Source organism: Paractinoplanes ovalisporus (genome assembly GCF_016834655.1).
Taxonomy (GTDB): Bacteria; Actinomycetota; Actinomycetes; order Mycobacteriales; family Micromonosporaceae; genus Actinoplanes; species Actinoplanes ovalisporus.
In genome coordinates this window covers 766,582-786,662 of record NZ_JAENHP010000004.1, presented here as the reverse complement: position 1 = coordinate 786,662, position 20,081 = coordinate 766,582, and the positions used below count along the sequence as shown (strand labels likewise).

Here is a 20,081-nt window from a genome sequence, read left to right as displayed (position 1 = left end):
GTGAGACCCGTCGGCGAGATCACCCGCGGGACCACCAATCCGAACCGGTTGCGCCGCGTCGACAACTACGTGGCGTACCGGTGCGGTGATCTTCTGCGGGCCGCCGCGGAGCCGCTGGTCATCGATCTCGGCTACGGCGCCACCCCGGTCACCGCGGTGGAGCTCCGGAGCCGTCTGGCCGCATCCGTGCGCCCGGACGTCACGGTGGTGGGGCTGGAGATCGATCCCGTACGGGTGGAAGCCGCCCAGCCGCATGCCGATCCCCCGCACCTGGTGTTCCGCCGGGGCGGTTTCGAGCTGGCCGGTCTGCGCCCGACGGTGGTGCGCGCCTTCAACGTGCTGCGTCAGTATGCGGAGGAGGAGGTCGCGGCGGCGTGGACGGCGATGACCGCGACCGGCGCCGTGCTGGTCGAGGGCACCTGCGACGAGCTGGGCCGGATCGCCACGTGGGCCGTGGTCGAGGCCGGCGAGCCGGGCACGCTCACCTTTTCCGCCCGGTTGTCCGATCTGGACCATCCGGCGACGTTCGCCGAGCGGCTGCCCAAGTCGCTGATCCACCACAACGTGCCGGGCGAGCCGGTACACACGCTGCTGCAGTCCCTGGGCCGGGCGTGGGAGACCGAGGCGACCCCGTTCGGGCCGCGTCAGCGTTGGCTGGCGACCTGCCGGCGGATGCGGGCGGAGGGCTGGCCGGTGCTCGACGGCCCCGCCCGTTGGCGGCTCGGGGAGCTGACTGTCCCCTACTCGTTCTCGCCCAGCACCGAGCGCAGAGTCTGAACCAGCACCTCGCTGCTGAACGGCTTCTTCACCAGCAGCGCGTCCTCGCCGATCAGCCCGTCGGCCACGGCAAGCTCCTTGGGCAGCCCGGAGATGTAGACGACGCTCATCTCGGGGCGCAGCTGGGTCGCCGACCGGGACAGTTCGCCGCCCGAGACGCCGGGCAGGCCCAGGTCGGTGACCAGGATGTCGATGTCGCCCGGATGCTCGCGGCAGGCGGCGATGGCCTGCTGGGAGTCGCCGGCGATGAGGGTGGCGAAGCCGCGGCGCTCGAGCATCCGGCGCATGATGTCGCGCAGATCCTCCTCGTCGTCCACGACCAGGACCGTGGGCCGCGTCTCGGGTGCGGGCGCCTGCGACATGGATCCTCCCGGTGGTTCTGATGTCACGTTCCGTGCCGGTTCGCGCTCTCACGCTAACCGCAGGAGGTTGCACGGTCCGGCCTTTAGGCCGAAGGGCCGTGACCAATACCGGTGTCAGCCAGTTCACCCGCTCGGAAACGCATGCTGAGGCCCGGTTGGGGGAAGGATGGGGGCGACCCGGTTGCACCTGGGTTGCAACGCCTCCAGCCCCGCACCGGGCCGCTGGAAGATCGAAGAGAACAGCTAAAGCTGCGGGGCGGAGGGCCGATTGACACGGCGTACCGCTACACACCGCCACTGAGCAAGGAGAGCGATATGTCCAGCCTGCTGTCGCCCGAGATCACCACCGTTGCCGCGATGACCGAGCGCTGCGACCGTTGCAGCGCCGCCGCCAAGCTGGTGGTCACGCTGACCAGCGGCGGCGAGCTGGCGTTCTGCGGCCACCACGGCAACCGCCACCACGAGGACATCGTGAAGGTCGCCGAGCGCATCGTCCTTGAGGACGGCTACGAGTGGGCCGGAAAGTAACCGCTTGATACGCATGCGCCGCGTTATGCTCGTTTCCTCGGAATATGAGGGGATTACGTGCATGATGCGGCGCGTGATCTGGGCAGGTTGTCCCGGCTGACCGCCGGGTGTGCCGGTCTCGCGGTCGCCGTCTTCGGCACCACGGCCCTGCTCATGTCACTGAAAGGCGCTCCGCCGGACGGCTTCCTCGCCGATCCGGCGGCCGCGCTCGTCCCGGCCGGAATCGCCCTGGTGCTCCAGGCGGTCCCGGTGGTCAGCCGCACAGCCGGCCGGGTCGTGCACGGTCTCGCCGCCCTCCTCCTCGCCGGGGCCGTCGTGCTCGGCGTGGCCGCGTTCCCCCGCCACGCCGCCGCCTCGATCGCCACCCTCCTCGCGATCGCTGTGCTCGTGCTTCTCGGGCAGCTGATCCGCGCACTGGTCACGGCCGACAAGCGACAACGCCGCCTCGCCGACTTCACCGACACCCTGTTCCAGTCGATGAACGAGGCCGTCATGGTGACGGACGCCAACTACCAGGTGATCGACGTGAACCGGCGCTGGCGCGAGCTCACCGGCCACGACGCCGACGAGCCGGTCCGCCTCGATCCCCCGCCGGTGCCGCCCGCCGGCGGTGGAGACTGGATGCTGCCCCGCGTCGACGGCGGCGCGGTGCCCGTCCTGGCCTCGATGGCGCCGATCCCGGACGAGGAGGGCGCGCCCCGGGCGTACGTGGCCACCTACGTCGACATCGCCGACCGCAAGCGAGCCGAGGAGACCCTCAGCGAGAAGGCGGCCGAACTCGAGCGCGGCAACGCCCGGCTGCGCGAGACCAACACCCGGCTCGAGGCGGCTCTGACGTTCAAGAACGACCTCACCTCGATGCTGACCCACGACGTGGCCCAGCCGATCAGCTCGATCGCCAGCCTCGCCGAGCTGTTGCACGCGGACTGGGGCGACCTGCCCGACGACATCCGGCTCGAGCTCGCCACGAAGATCGACAAGAACACGCAGCGGCTGATCAAGATGATGAACGACCTGCAGCTGCTGTTCCGGCTCGACATGGGTTCGGTGACCGCGCGGCGGGCGCCGGTGCCGCTGCACGAGGTGGCGGCGTCGGTGGTCGCGGCGTCACCGGCCGGCCCCGGCGAGATCGTGGTCGAGATGGGCGACGACGTGACGGCCCTGGGCGATCGGGCCCACGTCGTGGCCGTCCTGCAGAACCTGGTCAGCAACGCCATCGCGTACGGGAACGCTCCGGTCCTGATTTCCGCCCGCCATCTCGGGGATCAGGTCGAACTGGTCGTGCAGGACAGCGGCCAGGGCATCCCGGACGAGCTGCTGCCCAACCTGTTCGGCCGGTTCATGCGGGGATCGGGGCTGGGGCTGTTCATCGTGCGGCACCTGGTCGAGGCGAACGGCGGTTCGGTGCGCTACGAGCACGCCGACCCGCACGGTGCCCGCCTGGTCGTCACCTGGGAGGCGGCGCCCGTATAGCGAACCGCCCACCCCCTGACAGCGGGGCGGGCGGTTCGGCCGGCGGCCGCTCACCAGTCGCTGGCGCTGCCGCGGTCCTCTTCGTTGATCATGCCGTCGCCCCACGCGTCCTTCTTCGTGGTGCGGCCGCCCATCCGGGCGCTGCCGGCCGCGCCGCCGCTGACGACTCCGGGCTTGCCGATGCGCCGCCCGGGGGCGAGCACCTCGTCGAGGTCGTGCGGGTCGCTGATGCCAGGGGCGGAGGTGATGTCGACGCGGGTGCCCATGGCCGAGGCCGAAAGTCCGTGGTACGGCAGGTCGGCGCGGCTGGCGTTGCTCTGCTCGGCGGCGCTGGTGCCCCACCCGGCGCCGGGGTGCGGACGGTTGCGGGCCCGGGCGGCGACCGCGGCCGGGGTCGGCACCGGCCGGGCGAACTTCTTGGAACTGGCCCCGGCCTCGACCAGTCCCTTGAACGTGGTGAGATCGTCCTTGAGGCGCTTGGTGAGCGACGCCTGGCCGTGCCGGTCGTGCGGCATCAGGAACGCGATGTCGGCCTCGAGCTGCGCGACCACCTGGGTCTTGGCCTCACCCATCGGACGCAGTGTGATGGTCTCGGCGAGCAGCGGCCCGTCCGTGGTCGCCCACGAGATCCGCTCGTCCAGCGTCAGTTCGGTGATCTGCGCGTCGAACTCGCGGCGGTGGCCCTCGACATCCATGATCCAGTGCGTCTGGTGCTGGCCGATCGGCGTGACCTCCTGCACGCCGCTCATGAACTGCGGGTAGTTCTCGAACGCGGCGAGTTGCTCGTACACCGTGTGCAACGGCGCACTTACCTCGATGGCCTGCTGAACCATACTCATCGCATCTCTCCTATGCCTTCACGTAATGACTGTCGGCATGACTGAGAGTACGGAGACGGCTACTTCGAGCGGCCGGTTTCGCTCAGACCCGGCGGACGTACTGCCAGTGCCCGACCTCGGTGGCGTACCGGGCGTCACTCGCGGGGACCATCGCCACCTCCGACGCACGCAGCATGGCCACGACCCGCGGCGACGGCGAACGCCAGGACTCGCTGATCTCGACCAGGGTGCCGGTCTCGCGGCAGGCGGCGGCCAGGGCGCCGATCAGGTCGGGGCTCAGCACGGCGTCGTCCAGGCCGACCTGAGCCAGCAGGCCGAGCGGACGGGCGAGCTGGGTCGGGGCGTACCGGGAGGCCCGCTCGATGCCGCGGACGGTGACGCTGACCAGTTCCTCGGCCACCTGGTCGGCGGTGATCCGGCCGGTGGTGAGCATGGCGCGCACGTCGCGCGGGCCGACGACCCCGCCGGCCATCGGCAGGCGCGAGACGGCGACCGACAGCGCCTCCAACGAGCTGATGTCCGGCGGCAGCGCGAGCCAGCCGTCCGGGCGGACGACCTCGACCTCGGCCGCGATGCGCAGCGTGAGTTCCGTACGCCGCTGGGCCCGCCGCACCGAGTCGGCGTACGCGGAGATCCAGGTGGTGTCCGGGCCGACCTGGTCGGCGAACGTGATCGCGGACAGCCCGGCCAGGTCGGCGGCCGAGACGACCACCCCGACGGCGTCGCGCCCGGCCGAGAAGCCGGTGTGCACATGCGCATCGGCCGTAAGGTCCAGAGCGTCGACGGCGCTCACGACACCGATGACTGATTCCCGCTCCGCGCTCACTGTCTCTCCCCGGCCTCTGCTGCGACGGGCTCTTCCCGTCTGACCAAGAGAGTGGGCCCGCCCCGTTGTCAACCCCGGTCCGCTGCCGGTGCATATCGGGTGCGCCCCGAACTAGATGCGGAACGAACTGACCAGGCTGCGCAGGTCGTCGGCGGTTCGGGCCACGCCGCCGGACGCCTGGCGGGTCTGCTCGACACCCTGCACCGCGGCCGCGCTCGCGCTCGAGACGTCGGAGATGTTGGACGCGATGCGGGCCGAGCCGTTCGCCACCTCGGCGATGCTGCGACTCATCTCGCCCGTCGTGGCCGTCTGCTCCTCGACCGCCGACGCGATCGTCAGCTGGAACTCGTTGATCTGGCCGATGACCTCGCTGATCCGCGAGATGACCTCGACCGCGCCGCCGGTGTCCTGCTGGATGGCGGCCACGCGGGAGCCGATGTCCTCGGTCGCGCGGGCGGTCTCCTGGGCCAGGTCCTTGACCTCGCTGGCCACCACGGCGAAGCCCTTGCCCGCCTCGCCGGCGCGGGCCGCCTCGATCGTCGCGTTCAGCGCCAGCAGGTTGGTCTGCTCGGCGATCGAGGTGATCAGCTTGATGACGTTGCCGATCTCGGCCGACGAGTCGCCGAGCTGACGAACCGTGTCGGTCGCGCGGGCCGCCTCGGACACCGCGATCGACGCGATCTGGGCGGACTCGCTGGTGTTGCGGGAGATCTCGCGGATGGCCAGGCCCATCTGCTCCGAGCCGGCCGCCACCGACTGCACGTTGCGGGAGATCTCGTCGGCCTCGGCCGAGGCGGCCGCGGTCTGCCGGTCGGTGTTGCCGGCGGCCTCCGCGATCTGCGCCGCCACCGCCGACAACTCGCTGGCCGCGCCGGCCAGGGCGTCCGCGTCGCGGCCGATCGTCTCGAGCGACACCCGGATCGATTCGAGCGCCCCGTCCAGCCCGGCCGCCATCTTGCCGAGCTCGTCGCGGCTGGTGATGCCGCTGCGCCCGGTCAGGTCGCCCTTGGCCAGCGCGTCGATGACGGCGCCGAGGGTGCGCACCGGCACCAGGATCGAGCGGGCCAGCGGGATGGCCAGGCCGATCAGGAGCGCCAGGCCGGCCAGGGCGACCACGATCGAGAGGGTACGGGTGCGGCTGACCGTCTGGGCCATGTCCTGCTCTTCGGTCCCGACGGCGGCGGTGACCTGGTCGATCAAAGCGCCGAGTTCGTCGTCGGTGACGTTGTTGCGCTCGGCGATCTCGCCGATCCGGGTGCGCTTGTCGGCCGCGGCCACGAAGTCGGAGATGAACGTGCCGAAGGCGACGAAGTCGGGGCGGTTCTGGGCGAACGTCTGGGCCACGCCGTCCGCCACGCAGGAGGCGACCACGGCGTCGGCGGCCTCGGTGGCCGACTGCACGTCGTCCTTCACGTCCTGGGTCACGTCCTGGGCGAGGGCCGACCGGTACGCGTCCACCTTGAGCTCGCTCTGCCGGGTGTCGAGGTGGTTGAGCGCGGCCTGACAGGCCTGCAGCTGCGACACGTTGTAGCCCTGGTCGGCCAACCGGTTCTGGCCGATGAGCCCGATCGCGGTCAGCGCGGCCAGCATGACGGCGCCGACACCCACGATGATGGCAAGACGTTTGGCGATTCCGAGTTCGGCCAACCGCGACATCGATCCCCCTTCGAAGCCGGAACAGCACCGCCCGAGCGGTAATGAACATCTTTCAGGTGTTCCGGCGCGGAGGATGCGCTTTTGTCTTTTACAACAGAAAAAGCGCACTGAACGTCAGTCCGATATGGCGGACACAAAGACGGGCGCCCCGCCGATAACGACGGGGCGCCCGGAAGAGCAAAAACGTCAGTCCGATGTGGCCGGCGGTTGGAGCATCTTGCTGACCGCCTGCACTTCGTCCTGTGTGGGCGAGGCGGCCTCTCGGTTCGAGGCCTGCAGCTCCCGGTACACCTCCTCGCGATGCACCTGCACGTCACGCGGAGCCTGGATGCCCAGCCGGATCACATCACCACGCGCTTCGAGGACGGTGATGACGACATCGTTGCCGATCATCACGCTTTCCCCGGAGCGCCGGGTCAGTACGAGCATCGTCGGTGCCCTCCTCCATCCGTGGACGGACAGCATCGCGAGACAGACGCGGTCGCGAACGATGCGCGCGACCGCGCCTGCGGATACCTCAGTAGACCGGGTTCATGACCGCGCGGACGGGGAACCCCGAGCCGCTCAGAACCACCTGCATGGCGCGCATGGAGTCCCGGTCGACGACGATCGGGGCCATCAGGTTGGCGGTGGTCTCGTTGGTGCCGGCCGTGATGACGGTCAGCAGCAGCAGACGGTCCGGGTCCTTGCTGTTGAGCGCGGCGAAGACGTCGGCCTCGATCTCTGGCGCGTAGTCCGGGAAGAACGGCTCCGGCGGCGCCACGAGGAAGCGCAGGTCGGGGTCCTCAGTGGACGTGAACGCGTAGAGCAGGCCGTCTTCGTTGAGACGCACCAGCACGAACTCCCGGTGGGCCGGGAACCCGGGCATGGGTACCGCCATCGTGATGGACGGCAGACCCAGCGACGGGTCGGACATGCTGGCCTCGATCGTTCGGGTCGCGGTACGAGTAGTCATGGTCACCTCAGGAAATCGATGAGCGAGGGCTGGATCACCTTGGCCGAGGCGGCCAGGGCGGCCTGATAAGACGTCTGCTGGATCTGCAATTCCATGATCGCCTTAGGCAGGTCGACATCCTCGATGTCGGAAAGCTGCGACGTCACGGAGAGCAGATGGTCATCAGCGGACTGCTTCATCTGCGTAATCCGATTATATCGGGCGCCAACGTCCGAAAGGGTGGACTTTAGTAAATCGTGCGCCGTATCCAGGTTGCTGAGCCCGGTGTTCAGGGCGACGTCGTCATTGCCGCGAAGCGCCGCCGAAATGTCGCCCAGCACCTTGAAGAGCTGAGTGTCGCTACCGTTCGCGCCGTACGCTTCCGCGCCGGTCGTGTCGATCCGCACCTTCGCGTTCGGTCCGACCGATCGGGTCGTCTGTCCGTCGTTGCCGACGTAATCGCCGGTTTCGCTGAAGGCGACCGCGCCCGGCGTGGTGCCGCCGAACACCGGCCGGCCGAGATACTTGGTGTTCGCCTCGCCGATCATCGACTGGCGGATGTTGTCGATCTCGACGGCGATCGCCTCACGCGCCGACGCGTTGTTCGCCGAGCTGAGGCCCTGCACGGTCAGATCCCGTACGCGGATGATCTGTCCCGACGCGTCGCCCAGCTTGTCCTGGATGGTGCCGAGCCAGCCGAGCCCGTCGTCGGCGTTGCGCGAGAACTGTTGCGTGGCCCGCATCTCACCGCGCAACTGCAGCGACGTGACGGTTCCGGTCGGCGAGTCGGAGGGGCGGCTGAGCTGCTTGCCGCTGGAGATCTGCTCCTGCAGCTTCTGGCCCTTGGCCATGCTGCGGTTGAGGTCGCCCAGCATGCGGTGCCGCATGCTGGTGTCGGTGACCCGGCTGGAAATGGTCATGCGAGCCCCCTACCCGCTACCGGCCGACGAGACCGGTGCGGTTGATCAGCTGATCGAGCATCGAGTCGATGGTGGTCAGCACCCGGGAGGCGGCCTCGTAACCGCGCTGGAAGGTCAGCAGGTTGGTCATCTCCTCGTCGAGGTTGACCCCCGACTCGGCCTCGCGCGAGGTGTCGACCTGATCCCGTACGGCGTCCTGGATCTCGCTGCGCCGCGACGAGGACTGCGAGGCCACACCGAGCTGACCGATCATCTGCTGGTACATGGCGTCGGGGCCGCTCTGCGACGTGCCGAGCGCGGCCAGTTCGTCGGCGCGGTCGTTGTCGATCGCGGCCACCGCCGGCGGTACGGCCTTGGGGTTGCCGGCCGAGAAGGCGACCTTGTCGGGGTTGTCGATCGCGACCTTGATGTCGCGGGCGTTGTCACCCGTGAAGAACGCCTGGCCGGGGTCGCCGTTGACGTCGTAGCCGGTGGTGGTCAGCCCGTTGACGGTGTCGGCCAGGCCCTTGGCCACGGCGTCGAGCTGGCCGGAGATGCCCGGGATGATGGTGTTCATCGTGTCGAGCATCGAGCCCATCGTGCCGCCCGCGGGCGCGACGGTGTCGGTGCCCGCCCACTTGAGCGCGACCTGGGTCGTCGGCGTCCAGGAGTCGAGGTTGGGTGGCCCGGACAGCTCCAGCTTGCGGGTGGAGAAGTCGCTGACCAGCGGCGACGTTCCGACGTAGACATTGATCGAGCCGTCGGTCTTGGCCAGGGAGGTGGCGCCGACCAGCTCGGAGAGCTTCATGACGGCCACGTCGCGCTGGTCCTGCAGCTCGTTCGCCTCGAGACCGGCTGCCTTGGCCACGACGACCTGGTTGTTCATCTTCGCGATGTTGTCGGCCATCGTGTTGACCTGATCCACGAACGCGCTCATCTCGTTGCGGTTCGCGCCGAACTGACTGGCGAGCGACTCCCGCGTGTCGTTCAGGGTGATCGCCACGGTGCGGCTCTTCTCGAGCAGCGACGAGCGGGTCGACGGGTCCTGCCAGTTGTTGGCGACGTCGTTCCAGCCGTCCCACATGTCGTGCAGACGAGCCTGCAGCGCGGTGTCGCTCGGTTCGGCCAGAACGCTTTCGATCTGCCCGTACGCGGCCTTCTGGCTCTGCAGGTACGCCGAGTTCGCGTGTTCGGTGCGACCCCGTTCCTCCAGGTACGCGTTCCGGCCGCGCTCCACGCCGGCGACGGTCACGCCGTTGCCGACCTGGGTCGTGGTCGCGTAGACACCGGGGTTGAGGCTGCCGGTCTGCGACGCCATGCGCACCCGTTGCTTCGTGTATCCCTCGGTGTTCGCGTTCGCGATGTTCTGGCCCGTGATGTCCAGGCCCCGGCGCTGCGCGTAGAGCGAGGTGAGCGCCGTGTTGATCCCACTGAATGAACTAGCCATCAGATCGCCTCATCCACCAGGCTGGAGCGGCGGATGCCGCCGGAAACGGTCTGGCCCTGCGGCCCGTACGTTTCCACAGTTTCGGCGAACGCGAGCATGGTTTCGCGTGCTGCGCGTTGCCCGGCCGTGAGCAGGTCCCGGTTCACGTCGGCGAGCGCGCTGATCTCGGACGTCAGCAGCAGGAACGCCTTGCGATGCTGGTGCAGCAGATCGGACCAGGGGGCGGGAGCGGCGTCGGCCAGCTCGCCCAGCGAGGCCTCGGGCGGAAGTCCGAGTTCGACGGCGACGTCCTGGGCGTAGGCAGCGCGGATGACCTCGGTCTGCCGAATCTGCTCCAGCACCACCTCGACCTCGCGGGTGGCGTGGCTCAGCCAGCGGGAGCGGCCGGCCGCGAGGAGCAGCTGCTCCTCCTCCAGCTTGAACAACAGCATCTCGAGCAGCTCACGTGAACGCCACAGGACGCTGGCCAGGTCGGTCAGACTCACCCTGGTCCTCCGTCTCGCCTTCGGTCGGGTCGGAAACGAACCCGCTCATTCGGACACGTCGGCACGTCTGCCACTCCGCTGAGGGATTTCCCCCGATCGGGTGCATTACGGGTTCATGTGAGTTCCACTCGGGTTTCTTCGGGTTCGCCGGAAATGGGCGCGGAAATCTCGCACACTGCTGAGGAACCGTCGGCACCGCGCCGATCGGCCTGGCGTAACGCCACGGCCCCATGGATGGGCCGCTCCAAGACCCCTCAAGGAGGAAGCACTCATGGGTCTCCGCATCAACCAGAACATCGCCGCGCAGAACGCCTACCGGAACCTGTCGGTCACCGACAGCCAGATGTCGAAGTCGCTGGAGAAGTTGTCCAGTGGTTTCCGCATCAACCGGGCGGCCGACGACGCGGCCGGCCTCTCCATCTCCGAGGGCCTGCGCTCGCAGGTCGGCGGTCTCAAGGTGGCCGTGCGGAACACGCAGGACGGTGTCTCGGTCGCGCAGACTGCTGAAGGTGCGCTCAACGAGACGACCGCCATCCTGCAGCGTATGCGCGACCTGTCGGTGCAGGCGGCCAACTCGGGCGCCACCGACTCGTCGGCCGCCGACGCCGCCAACAAGGAGATGGGCCAGCTCAACGCCGAGCTCGACCGGATCGGCAAGAGCACGGCGTTCGGCAAGCAGAACCTGCTCGACGGCACCTTCGGCAACACCGTCAAGACCAAGTTCACCGACGCCGCGACCAACTCGCTGCCCGCCGACGGCACCACCGGCGCGGCCGCCGCCGTTCCGGGCACCGGTGGCGACTTCAGCTTCACCATCAGCAAGGTGGGCGGCGCCGCCCCGACCGGCGGCCCGATCGAGGTCAAGGTGGGCCAGCTGGGTTCCGACGCGTCGGCCCAGGACCTGGCCAAGGCGGTCAACGCGGCGACCGAGAAGGCGCTCAAGGCTGCCGGCTACCAGGGCAACGAGATCACCATGTCGGCCAAGGTCGACGCGCAGAACAACACGACCTACTCGATGGCCGGTTCCGGTGACTTCTCGGTGGCCGACACCACCGGCACCGTCCTCGGCGACACGAAGATGGACCTCACCAACCTGGACAAGACCGGCGGTAACAGCGGCAAGTTCCAGGTCGGCGCGAACGCCAACCAGAAGATCGGCATCTCCATCGGCGGCGTGGACTCCGAGACGCTCGGCACGGCGTCCCTCGACCTCACCAAGGACCCCGACGCCGCCATCAAGGCGATCGACAAGGCCCTGTCGTCGGTGACCGACAGCCGCGCCACGCTCGGTGCCGTGCAGAACCGCTTCGAGCACACCATCAACAACCTCAACGTGGCGGTCGAGAACCTGTCCGCGTCGGAGTCGCGTATCCGTGACACCGACATGGCCCAGGAGATGGTCTCCTTCACCCGGTCGCAGATCCTCACCCAGGCCGGCACGTCGATGCTGTCGCAGGCCAACCAGTCGGCGCAGAACGTTCTCTCGCTGCTGCGCTAACCGAACTGCCACCGCCAGCAACTGAATATCTCGTGCAAGTGACCGAATAGGTGGGGGTAGCCGTCAAAAGCGGCTGCCCCCGCTTCTTCTTCCGGCAGTGAAAGGCAGGCTCCGATGAGCACTTCGGTTGACGGACTCGTCAGTGGCCTTCAGACCTCGTCGATGATCACCTCCTTGATGCAGGTCGAGGCCGCGCCTCAGACCCGCCTCAAGACCAAGGTGAGCACCGCCCAGACCGCGGTCGCCTCCTATCAGTCGGTCAACGCCGCACTGACCTCGCTCAAGAACTCGGCCGACAGCCTCGGCCAGCTCAGCACGTGGCGCGCGGTCAAGGCGACCTCGAGCTCCAGCACCGTCACCGCGACCGCCGTGACCGGCACCAACAGCGCCTCCGGCACCACCGTGTTCAACGTCAAGAGCCTGGCCAAGAACCAGATCACCACGGCCAAGGTGCCCACCAGCGGCGACATCAGCTCGGGCACCATCCAGATCACCACCGGCCCGCTCGACGGCAGCACCAACGACAAGGTCAACACGATCACGCTGGGCGACGACAAGTCGCCCAAGGGTGTCGCCGCCGCCATCAACGCGGCCGGCATCGGCCTCAAGGCGACCGTGGTCACGACCGGTGGCTCCAGCGACATCCTGCAGATCAGCGGGGCCAAGACCGGCAGCGCCAACGCGTTCCGGATCGACAGCGGGCTCGACGGAGTGTCCTCGCCGCTGACGAACGTCGCGTCGGCCTCCAACGCCCAGCTGGAGATCGGCGGCGGTGACGACAACGCCGCCAACGGTGGTTACTCCGTCACCAGCGACACCAACACCTTCGCCAAGCTCATGCCCGGTGTCTCGATCACCGTCTCGAAGCTCGAGAACGACGTGACGGTCACCTCCGACCAGGACGTCAGCGGCATCGCCAGCAAGATGCAGGCACTGGTGGACGCGGCCAACAGCGCGCTCAGCGAGATCGGCAACCAGACCGCATACGACGCCGCCACCAAGAAGGGCTCGCCGCTGACCGGCGACTTCTCGGTCCGCAACATCTCGCAGTCCCTGCTCAGCAAGATCAGCCTCGGTCTGACGTACACGAACCCCTCGTACGACAAGACCCAGCCGAGCGACCCGTCCACCCGGACCAACCTCGAGAAGATCTCGATCTCGCTGTCGAAGTTCGGTGTGGCCCTCGACAGCACCGGCAAGCTGACCTTCGACTCGGCCAAGTTCACCGCCGCCTACAACGAGAACCCGCTCCAGATCCAGGCGGCCGGCATCGAGTTCGCCGACCAGATGGAGAAGTACGCGGGCGACCAGTCGACCAACATCACCTCGGTCATCACCGGCCGCAAGAACGAGATCGACGGCCTGAACTCCCAGATCAGCAACTGGGACATCCGGCTCGCGGCCAAGCGGACCGCACTCCAGAAGCAGTACTCCGACCTCGAGACCTCACTCGGCAAGTTGAAGAACCAGTCCACCTGGCTCGCCGGCCAGCTCTCCGGCCTCTGATCCACCGCCCCGACCAGCCGTCGCAGGGCCCTGACCTAGGAGACCGATGACCGTGACCGCCCCGAACCTCCGCCACCGCTACCTGCAGGACTCGATCCAGACCGCCTCGCCCGCCAAGCTGCTGATCATGCTGTACGACCGCCTGATCCTCGACCTGGCGCAGGGCGAGGAGGCCCTGCGGGCGGGCGAGATCGAGAACGCCCACGAGAAGATCACCCACGCCCAGGAGATCGTCATCGAGCTGCAGGTCAGCCTCGACGTCGAGGCCTGGTCGGGCGCTCCGGGCCTGGCCAACCTCTACGGCTATCTGCTCACCGAGCTGATCGGGGCGAACATCGCCAAGGACCCGGCGCGGGTCGCCGTCTGCCGCGGTTTCGTCGAGCCGCTGCGCGACGCGTGGCGTGAGGCGGCCGCCTCGGCGGTCGCGTGACGAACGGGCTGACCAGATGAGCAACGGTGAGTGGCACGGCGCCTGGAGCGCGGCCCTGGACGAGCTGGAACTGGATGTGTCGACGGTCGAGTTGATGCTCGCCGACGAGCACCGCCATGCCGAGACGCCACCGGCCAGCCTCTGGAAGCCGCCGACCGAACTGGGCGCGCTGCCGCTGGAGCTCAAGCCGAGGGCCGACGAGATCCTCACCCGGCAGCTCAAGGCGGCCGAGGAGATCGCCCGCCGGATGACCGCCACCAAGCAGCAGATGACCATGACGACCAAGATCGAGACGGGCGAGGCGGTCAAACGACCCGTCTACGTCGACCGCGCTATGTGAGGGACCTCCGACGTCCCGGGACCCCCTATGTGGGGACCCGGGACGTTTTCGCGTGCAACCGGCCCGCAACCGTCTGACGCTCAGCGAATCGGCGCGCGAACCGAACTGCAATGTACGAGCGACGGAACGCTCACCGAAGTGCCACGGATCGGCCCTTGGAACTCACACAAGGAGCTGCTGTGTTCGACGATGTCTCGTCGTCCGCCCTGCGCGTCGCGGTCACTGGTCTCGCGGCCCGGCAGAGCGCTATCGCGAACAATATTGCGAACATCGAAACCCCAGGCTATCGGGCTCGTAAGGTTGAGTTCGAGGAGGCGCTGCGCGGCGCTGTCGCCAAGGGTCTGTCGCCGCTGGGAGTCGCTCCGCAGACCTCGACGTCGCTGGAGCCGACCCGGCTGAACGGCAACAACGTCAACCTCGACGAGGAGACGCTCTCCCACATCGACACGACGATGCGCTACCAGCTGACCATCCGGGCGCTGGACACCAAGTACTCGATGCTGCGCGACGCGATCAAGGGAGCCTGACGATGAGCACTTTCAACGCTATCGGCGTCGCCGGTTCCGGCGTGACCGTCTACCGCAAGTGGCTGGACGCGGTGTCCGACAACATCGCCAACATGGACAACACCAGCCGTACGTCGGAAAAGGCGTTCCAGGCGCGGTACGTGATCGCGCAGGAGGCCCAGGACGGCAACGGCGCCCAGGTGGGTGGCGTGGCGCTGGGCAGCGCCGAGGGTGTGCTGGTGCACGACCCGGACAACCCGCTCGCCGACAACCAGGGCTACGTGCGCAAGCCGGACATCGACCTGAGCTCCCAGATGGCCCAGATGATGATGGCCCAGCGCGCCTACCAGGCGAACCTGTCGGTCGTGGACCGGGCCAAGGACTCCTACACCGCCGCCATCAACCTGGGGAAGTGAGGTAGGCGATGACCTCCGCGATAGGACCGATCGGCAGCCCGTTCGGCAGCGTGGCCGGCATCTCCGGCCTCGACAAGGTCGGCGACATCGGCAACATCGGTGGGGCCGGCGCTCTGACCGGCACCGACAAGGCCACCGAGGCCCAGGGACCCAACGAGAGCTTCGCCAGCATGCTGTCGCGCGGCCTCGAGAGCGTCCAGGCGTCACAGACCAAGGCCAGCGACCTCGCGGTCCAGGCCGCCCAGGGAACACTGCAGGACCCGGCCCAGTACACGATGGCGGCCAACGAGGCGCAGCTCGGCCTTCAGCTGACGCTCGCCGTCCGCAACAAGGCCGTGGAAGCGTTCCAGGAAATCATGAGGATGCAGGCCTGACATGACCGACCGCCTTCCCGCTCCGGTTCGCCGCGTCACGGACATGTTCCGGTCCTTCACCCCGGGACAGAAGGCCGTCACGATCGCGGCAGTGATCGCACTCGTCGTGGGTGCCTACTTCTTCGCCACGTGGGCGTCGAAGCCGTCGTACTCGATCCTGTTCAACAACCTCTCGTCCAAGGACGCCAGCGCGATCGTCGAGTCGCTGAAGAAGTCCGGGACGACGTACGAGCTGGCCAACGACGGTCAGACCATTCTGGTGCCGCAGGACCAGGTCAACGAGCTGCGCCTGTCGCTGAGCGGTGAGGGCCTGCCGGGCGACGCCGGCACCGGCTACGCGCTGCTCGACCAGCAGGGCATCACCACCAGCGACTTCATGCAGCAGACGAACTACCAGCGCGCCCTGGAGGGCGAGCTGTCCAACACGATCAAGTCGATCGCGGGGGTCGAGGCGGCCACCGTGCACCTCGTGATCCCCAAGAAGGACGTCTTCGCCGACGAGCAGGACAAGCCGACCGCCTCGGTGCTGGTGCAGACGTCGGCCACCGAGCCGCTGGACAGCCAGCAGGTGCAGGCCATCGTGCACCTGGTCGCCTCCAGCGTGGAGGGCCTCGACCCGACCGAGATCACGGTGGCCGGCGCCGACGGCAAGATCCTGTCGACCGGCGGCGGTGCGGCCGTCGGCACGGGCGGCGACAGCGGCACCGATTCGGCGACCGTCGCCTTCCAGAACCGGATGAACCAGTCCATCCAGAGCATGCTGGACAGCGTGGTCGGGCCGGGTAACTCGTCCGTGGTCACCACGGTGGCCCTCGACTTCGACCAGACCCAGACGACCAGCAAGACCTACAACTCCGACCCGTCGGTGCCCGCGCTCTCCGAGCAGAACACGCGGGAGGCCTACAACGGCGCCAACAACTGCGCCGGCGGCGTGCTCGGCCCGGACAACATCTCCGGCCCCGGCTGCACCACCGGCAGCGGCAGCAGCAACGGCCCGGGTCAGTACGAGAACAGCAGCAGCGTCCGGAACAACGCGGTCAACGAGGTCAACGAGGTGCGCCGCAGCGCCCCGGGCGGCATCAAGAAGCTCAACGTGGCCGTCCTGCTCAACAGCAGCACCTCCACCACCATCGACCCGGCCCAGGTGCAGCAGCTGGTGACCGCGGCGGCCGGCATCGACAGCACCCGCGGCGACACGATCGCGGTCTCGGCCATGCCGTTCGACCAGAGCGCGGCCAAGGCGGCCCAGGAGGCCCTGGCCGCCTCCTCGGCGGCGGCCACGCAGGCCAAGCAGATGTCGATGTACAAGACGGCCGGACTGGCCGGACTGGTGCTGGTGCTGCTCTTCCTGGCCTGGAGGTTCAGCCGCAAGAGCAAGAAGCGGCGGGGCCTGACCCCCGAGGAGCGCAAGCACCTCGAGGACATGCAGGCCGCGCTCGAGGCACAGCGGCTCGCCGAGCTCAACCAGGCGATCCCCGCGCAGATGCTCGAGGCCGGAATGGCCATGGACGACACGAACGTGCAGGCTCGCGAGGAACGCCAGCGGGAGATCGATCAGATGGTCAAGGATCAACCTGAGGAGATGGCAGTGCTCTTGCGCGGCTGGCTGGCCGCCGATGTGACGCGCTGACCCTTCGCGCGGCGGCCGGTCAGCCCGGCCGCCGCCACAGCCGTCCTACGGCTTGTTTCCGCTGCGGGTTCCGAGGGAGTACGCGTTGACCACACCGGCGCTCACCACCATGTCGATGACGGGCGTGCGCAAGGCCGCCATCATGCTCGTCCAGTTCGGCAAGGAGCAGTCCGCCCAGATCATGTCGCAGATGTCGGAGAAGGAAGTCGAGATGATCTCGGCCGAGATCGCCCGGCTCGGCAAGCTGGAACCGACCCAGGTCGACGATGTGATGGACGAGTTCTACGCGATGGCCACGACCCGGTACGCCGGTTCGGGCGGCATGGACTACGCCCGCGAGCTGCTAGAGGCCTCGCTGGGCAAGGACCGCGCGGCGTTGATACTGGATCGCCTCGAAGCCTCGATGAACGACATCCCGTTCAACTTCCTCAGCCACGCCGACCCCCGGCAGCTGCTCTCCTACGTGCAGTACGAGCACCCGCAGACGATCGCTCTGGTGCTCGCGCACATCCCCTCGGCGCTCGCCTCGTCGATCCTGGCCGGCCTCCCGATCGAGGTGCAGACCGAGGTCGCGCACCGGATCGCGGTCATGGACCGCACCTCCCCCGAGATCATCCGCCAGGTCGAGCAGGCCCTGCAGCGCAAGCTTTCGTCGGTGCTGCAGCCGGACGAGCTCTCCACCGTCGGCGGTCTGCAGCCGCTGGTCGACATCATCAACCGCGCCGACCGCACCACCGAACGGCTCATCCTGGAAGCCCTGGACGCCCGCAGCCCCGAGCTGGCCGAGGAGATCCGGCGCCGGATGTTCATGTTCGAGGACATCATCAACCTCGAGGACCGCGCCATCCAGCTGGTGCTGCGCCAAGTGGAGCCGGCCGACCTGGCCACCGCCCTCAAGGGTGTGCCCGACACCGTGCGCGACAAGGTCACCAAGAACCTCTCCGAGCGCGGCCGCGAGAACCTGCTCGAGGAGATCGACCTGCTCGGCCCGGTCAAGGTCAAGATGGTCGAGGAGGCCCAGGCCAAGATCGTCTCGGTGATCCGCTCGCTCGAGGACTCCGGCCAGATCGAGGTCCAGCGCGGTGGCGAGGCCGATGAGCTCATCGCCTGAGAGCACCAGCCCGGTTCTGCGCGGCTCGAGTGCGGAGTCGGTCTCGGCCGCCCGGTTCGGGGTCGACCTGCGTACCGGGCTGCCGAGCGACGGCGACTCGCTCGACCGCCTCAAACAGCAGGCCCGTACGGCCGGATACGCCGAGGGGTGGGCCCAGGGTCAGCGCGAGGCGGCCGTGGCCGCGGAGAACGCGCACGCCCGGGCCCGGGCCACCGAGCAGGCGTACGAGCAGCGGCGGGCGACCGCGCTGGCGCAGGCGGTCAACGCGCTCGGCCGGGCCGTGACCGAACTCGAGAACCAGCTCATGCCCACCTTCGGCGAGCTGCAGGAGGTGCTGCTGGCGCACGCCTTCGAGCTGGCCGAGGCGATCATCGGGCGCAGCCTGGACGACCCTCAGGGCCGTACGGCGGACGCGGTGCGCCGGGCCATGGCAGCCGTCCCCGAGGCCGGATCGCTGGTCGTCAGCCTGCACCCGGAGGACTTCCACGTGCTGGTCGGCGAGGGCGGCGACACGGAGTTCGAGTACGAGGGACGCCGGGTGCGCCTGCGCCCCGACCCCGCGCTGCGTCCCGGTGACGCGATCGCGGAGACCGGCATGGCGACGGTGGACGCCACCATCGCCGCCGCCGTGACCCGCGCGCGGGAGGCCCTGCGGCTGCAGTAGCCCGGCGTCAACGGAGAGGCACAAGATGACGGACGTGTTCCGGCACCGCATGACGGCGGCGATCGAGGCGGCCCGCCCGCTCACACGGGGCAAGGTGGTCGGCGCGGTCGGCCTGCGGGTGACCGTCAGTGGCGTCGACGCCCGGGTCGGCGACCTGGTGCAGATGGGCGAGGGCGCCGACGCGATCTTCGCCGAGGTGGCCGCGATCGAGGGCGACAAGCTCTCCTGCCTGCCGCTGGGCCCGATCGCCGGGCTCGGCACGGGCACACCGGTCATCAGCACGGGCGGGCCGCTGCGGGTCGCGGTCGGCCCCGACCTGCAGGGCCGCATCCTGGACGGGCTGGGCCGCCCGATGGACGGCGGACCGCCGCTCAAGGGCCACATGGTCAGCATCGACGCGGCGCCCCCGTCGGCCATGGAACGCCAGCTGGTCGACAAGCCGATGTCCCTGGGCGTACGGGTCCTGGACACGCTCGTGCCCTGCGGGCGGGGGCAGCGCATCGGCATCTTCGCCGGCTCCGGCGTCGGCAAGTCGACGCTGATGAGCATGATCACCCGAGGCACCTCGGCCGAGCTGAACGTGGTCGCCCTGGTCGGTGAGCGTGGCCGCGAGGTCCGCGAGTTCATCGAGCACGACCTGGGCGAGGAGGGGCTGGCGAGGTCGGTGGTGGTCATCGCCACGTCGGACACCCCTCCCCTCGTACGCCTGAGGGCCGGCGCCGTGGCCACCCGGATCGCCGAGTACTACCGCGACGAGGGCGCCGACGTGCTGCTGATGATGGACAGCGTGACGCGTGCGGCGATGGCGCAGCGCGAGGTGGGGCTGTCCGTGGGCGAACCGCCGGCCACCCGCGGATATCCGCCCTCGGTGTTCGCCATGCTGGCCTCGCTGCTGGAGCGGGCCGGGCCGGGCGCGCGGGGCAGCATCACCGGCCTCTACACCGTGCTGGTCGAGGGTGACGACCACAACGAGCCGATCGCCGACGCGGCCCGCTCGATCCTCGACGGTCACGTGGTGCTCGACCGCAAGCTGGCCACCGCCGGCCACTTCCCGAGCATCCAGGCCCTCGACTCGATCTCGCGTGTGGCCAATAAGATCACCAGCAAGGAGCAGCGGGCCGACGCCACCGAGTTGCGCCGCCTGATGGCCGCTCACCGCGACGTCCGTGAGCTGGTCGAGATCGGGGCGTACGTGGCGGGCACCAACCCGGACGCCGACCGGGCCACGGCGATCTGGCCGCACATCAACGCGTTCCTGCGCCAGGGCCTCGACGAGCGCGTCACCGCCGACGAGGCCTGGGCCCAGCTCCGGGCCCTCGTCGCTGCTTCCTGACGAGTTGCAGCTCGGGTGCAAGGGCTCAGTGATCCGGTTGCCGGGCC

At 68.8% G+C, this 20,081-nt stretch carries 23 protein-coding genes; 14 read left to right on the top strand and 9 right to left on the bottom strand.

Annotated elements, in window-relative coordinates; all coding sequences use genetic code 11:
- Positions 1-777 (top strand): class I SAM-dependent methyltransferase, encoded by a 777-nt coding sequence (locus tag JIG36_RS17745; RefSeq protein ID WP_203377356.1) that lies wholly within the window; start codon positions 1-3, stop codon positions 775-777.
- Here the strand turns inward: JIG36_RS17745 and JIG36_RS17740 are convergent.
- Positions 741-1,139 carry a response regulator gene (locus JIG36_RS17740; RefSeq protein ID WP_203377355.1) on the bottom strand — a complete coding sequence of 133 codons (399 nt, stop codon included), beginning with the start codon at positions 1,137-1,139 and terminating at the stop codon, positions 741-743. The genes JIG36_RS17745 and JIG36_RS17740 overlap by 37 nt on opposite strands.
- 315 nt (positions 1,140-1,454) lie before the next feature.
- Here JIG36_RS17740 and JIG36_RS17735 point away from each other — a divergent pair, with 315 nt between their 5' ends.
- The gene (locus JIG36_RS17735; RefSeq protein WP_203377354.1) at positions 1,455-1,667 is read left to right on the top strand and encodes a DUF7455 domain-containing protein; all 213 of its coding nucleotides are present in this window, start codon (positions 1,455-1,457) and stop codon (positions 1,665-1,667) included.
- A 57-nt stretch (positions 1,668-1,724) separates the two neighbouring features.
- Entirely contained in the window at positions 1,725-3,140 is a 1,416-nt protein-coding gene (locus JIG36_RS17730) for a PAS domain-containing sensor histidine kinase (RefSeq protein WP_307872770.1), read from the top strand.
- Between the two features lie 50 nt (positions 3,141-3,190).
- Here the strand turns inward: JIG36_RS17730 and JIG36_RS17725 are convergent, their stop codons facing one another.
- From JIG36_RS17725 to JIG36_RS17690, 8 genes are all read right to left on the bottom strand, one after another.
- A complete protein-coding gene (locus tag JIG36_RS17725) occupies positions 3,191-3,979 on the bottom strand; it encodes an SRPBCC family protein (protein WP_236047143.1) in 789 nt (262 codons plus the stop codon).
- A gap of 82 nt (positions 3,980-4,061) precedes the next feature.
- On the bottom strand, positions 4,062-4,805 hold the full coding sequence (locus JIG36_RS17720; RefSeq protein ID WP_203377353.1) for a hydrolase: 744 nt from the start codon (positions 4,803-4,805) through the stop codon (positions 4,062-4,064).
- Positions 4,806-4,916: 111 nt separating this feature from the next.
- Complete coding sequence (locus JIG36_RS17715) at positions 4,917-6,461, bottom strand: methyl-accepting chemotaxis protein (protein WP_203377352.1); 1,545 nt, start codon at positions 6,459-6,461, stop codon at positions 4,917-4,919.
- Positions 6,462-6,647: 186 nt separating this feature from the next.
- Positions 6,648-6,890, bottom strand: a complete 243-nt coding sequence (gene csrA, locus JIG36_RS17710) for a carbon storage regulator CsrA (RefSeq protein ID WP_203377351.1) — start codon at positions 6,888-6,890, stop codon at positions 6,648-6,650.
- An 88-nt stretch (positions 6,891-6,978) separates the two neighbouring features.
- Complete coding sequence (gene fliW / locus JIG36_RS17705; RefSeq protein WP_203377350.1) at positions 6,979-7,416, bottom strand: flagellar assembly protein FliW; 438 nt, start codon at positions 7,414-7,416, stop codon at positions 6,979-6,981.
- A 2-nt stretch (positions 7,417-7,418) separates the two neighbouring features.
- Entirely contained in the window at positions 7,419-8,315 is an 897-nt protein-coding gene (locus JIG36_RS17700) for a flagellin N-terminal helical domain-containing protein (RefSeq protein WP_203377349.1), read from the bottom strand.
- Positions 8,316-8,331: 16 nt separating this feature from the next.
- On the bottom strand, positions 8,332-9,741 hold the full coding sequence (gene flgK / locus JIG36_RS17695) for a flagellar hook-associated protein FlgK (protein WP_203377348.1): 1,410 nt from the start codon (positions 9,739-9,741) through the stop codon (positions 8,332-8,334).
- On the bottom strand, positions 9,741-10,226 hold the full coding sequence (locus JIG36_RS17690; RefSeq protein ID WP_203377347.1) for a flagellar protein FlgN: 486 nt from the start codon (positions 10,224-10,226) through the stop codon (positions 9,741-9,743). The genes flgK and JIG36_RS17690 overlap by 1 nt, the downstream gene beginning before the upstream one ends.
- 271 nt (positions 10,227-10,497) lie before the next feature.
- On the opposite strand from JIG36_RS17690, the gene JIG36_RS54060 reads away from it, so the two are divergent.
- The 11 genes from JIG36_RS54060 to JIG36_RS17635 all read left to right on the top strand — a co-directional run bounded on the left by JIG36_RS54060 (position 10,498) and on the right by JIG36_RS17635 (position 20,034).
- The gene (locus JIG36_RS54060) at positions 10,498-11,724 is read left to right on the top strand and encodes a flagellin N-terminal helical domain-containing protein (RefSeq protein WP_203377346.1); all 1,227 of its coding nucleotides are present in this window, start codon (positions 10,498-10,500) and stop codon (positions 11,722-11,724) included.
- A 114-nt stretch (positions 11,725-11,838) separates the two neighbouring features.
- Positions 11,839-13,230 carry a flagellar filament capping protein FliD gene (gene fliD / locus JIG36_RS17680; RefSeq protein ID WP_203377345.1) on the top strand — a complete coding sequence of 464 codons (1,392 nt, stop codon included), beginning with the start codon at positions 11,839-11,841 and terminating at the stop codon, positions 13,228-13,230.
- Positions 13,231-13,276: 46 nt separating this feature from the next.
- Complete coding sequence (gene fliS / locus JIG36_RS17675; protein WP_236047141.1) at positions 13,277-13,660, top strand: flagellar export chaperone FliS; 384 nt, start codon at positions 13,277-13,279, stop codon at positions 13,658-13,660.
- 16 nt (positions 13,661-13,676) lie between these two features.
- Positions 13,677-14,000: a hypothetical protein gene (locus tag JIG36_RS17670; RefSeq protein ID WP_203377344.1), complete on the top strand. Its 324-nt coding sequence runs from the start codon at positions 13,677-13,679 to the stop codon at positions 13,998-14,000.
- A gap of 179 nt (positions 14,001-14,179) precedes the next feature.
- A complete protein-coding gene (locus JIG36_RS17665) occupies positions 14,180-14,527 on the top strand; it encodes a flagellar basal body rod protein FlgB (protein ID WP_203377343.1) in 348 nt (115 codons plus the stop codon).
- A gap of 2 nt (positions 14,528-14,529) precedes the next feature.
- Positions 14,530-14,922: a flagellar basal body rod protein FlgC gene (locus JIG36_RS17660; RefSeq protein WP_203377342.1), complete on the top strand. Its 393-nt coding sequence runs from the start codon at positions 14,530-14,532 to the stop codon at positions 14,920-14,922.
- Between the two features lie 8 nt (positions 14,923-14,930).
- Positions 14,931-15,296 carry a flagellar hook-basal body complex protein FliE gene (gene fliE / locus JIG36_RS17655; RefSeq protein WP_203377341.1) on the top strand — a complete coding sequence of 122 codons (366 nt, stop codon included), beginning with the start codon at positions 14,931-14,933 and terminating at the stop codon, positions 15,294-15,296.
- A gap of 1 nt (position 15,297) precedes the next feature.
- On the top strand, positions 15,298-16,926 hold the full coding sequence (fliF, locus tag JIG36_RS17650) for a flagellar basal-body MS-ring/collar protein FliF (RefSeq protein WP_203377340.1): 1,629 nt from the start codon (positions 15,298-15,300) through the stop codon (positions 16,924-16,926).
- A gap of 85 nt (positions 16,927-17,011) precedes the next feature.
- Positions 17,012-18,037, top strand: a complete 1,026-nt coding sequence (gene fliG / locus JIG36_RS17645) for a flagellar motor switch protein FliG (RefSeq protein WP_203377339.1) — start codon at positions 17,012-17,014, stop codon at positions 18,035-18,037.
- On the top strand, positions 18,021-18,701 hold the full coding sequence (locus tag JIG36_RS17640) for a FliH/SctL family protein (protein WP_203377338.1): 681 nt from the start codon (positions 18,021-18,023) through the stop codon (positions 18,699-18,701). Before fliG ends, JIG36_RS17640 begins: the two co-directional genes overlap by 17 nt.
- Before the next feature lie 25 nt (positions 18,702-18,726).
- Positions 18,727-20,034, top strand: a complete 1,308-nt coding sequence (locus JIG36_RS17635) for a FliI/YscN family ATPase (protein WP_203377337.1) — start codon at positions 18,727-18,729, stop codon at positions 20,032-20,034.
- The last annotated feature ends 47 nt before the right edge of the window (positions 20,035-20,081 follow it).

Bases quoted from the DNA above. Each gene is read 5' to 3' on its own strand.
- JIG36_RS17740 (WP_203377355.1), bottom strand. From the start codon at position 1,139: ATGTCGCAGGCGCCCGCACCCGAGACGCGGCCCACGGTCCTGGTCGTG.
- JIG36_RS17735 (WP_203377354.1), top strand. From the start codon at position 1,455: ATGTCCAGCCTGCTGTCGCCCGAGATCACCACCGTTGCCGCGATGACC.
- JIG36_RS17725 (WP_236047143.1), bottom strand. From the start codon at position 3,979: ATGAGTATGGTTCAGCAGGCCATCGAGGTAAGTGCGCCGTTGCACACG.
- JIG36_RS17715 (WP_203377352.1), bottom strand. From the start codon at position 6,461: ATGTCGCGGTTGGCCGAACTCGGAATCGCCAAACGTCTTGCCATCATC.
- csrA (WP_203377351.1), bottom strand. From the start codon at position 6,890: ATGCTCGTACTGACCCGGCGCTCCGGGGAAAGCGTGATGATCGGCAAC.
- fliW (WP_203377350.1), bottom strand. From the start codon at position 7,416: ATGACTACTCGTACCGCGACCCGAACGATCGAGGCCAGCATGTCCGAC.
- JIG36_RS17700 (WP_203377349.1), bottom strand. From the start codon at position 8,315: ATGACCATTTCCAGCCGGGTCACCGACACCAGCATGCGGCACCGCATG.
- flgK (WP_203377348.1), bottom strand. From the start codon at position 9,741: ATGGCTAGTTCATTCAGTGGGATCAACACGGCGCTCACCTCGCTCTAC.
- JIG36_RS54060 (WP_203377346.1), top strand. From the start codon at position 10,498: ATGGGTCTCCGCATCAACCAGAACATCGCCGCGCAGAACGCCTACCGG.
- fliD (WP_203377345.1), top strand. From the start codon at position 11,839: ATGAGCACTTCGGTTGACGGACTCGTCAGTGGCCTTCAGACCTCGTCG.
- fliS (WP_236047141.1), top strand. From the start codon at position 13,277: ATGACCGTGACCGCCCCGAACCTCCGCCACCGCTACCTGCAGGACTCG.
- JIG36_RS17670 (WP_203377344.1), top strand. From the start codon at position 13,677: ATGAGCAACGGTGAGTGGCACGGCGCCTGGAGCGCGGCCCTGGACGAG.
- JIG36_RS17660 (WP_203377342.1), top strand. From the start codon at position 14,530: ATGAGCACTTTCAACGCTATCGGCGTCGCCGGTTCCGGCGTGACCGTC.
- fliE (WP_203377341.1), top strand. From the start codon at position 14,931: ATGACCTCCGCGATAGGACCGATCGGCAGCCCGTTCGGCAGCGTGGCC.
- fliF (WP_203377340.1), top strand. From the start codon at position 15,298: ATGACCGACCGCCTTCCCGCTCCGGTTCGCCGCGTCACGGACATGTTC.
- JIG36_RS17640 (WP_203377338.1), top strand. From the start codon at position 18,021: ATGAGCTCATCGCCTGAGAGCACCAGCCCGGTTCTGCGCGGCTCGAGT.
- JIG36_RS17635 (WP_203377337.1), top strand. From the start codon at position 18,727: ATGACGGACGTGTTCCGGCACCGCATGACGGCGGCGATCGAGGCGGCC.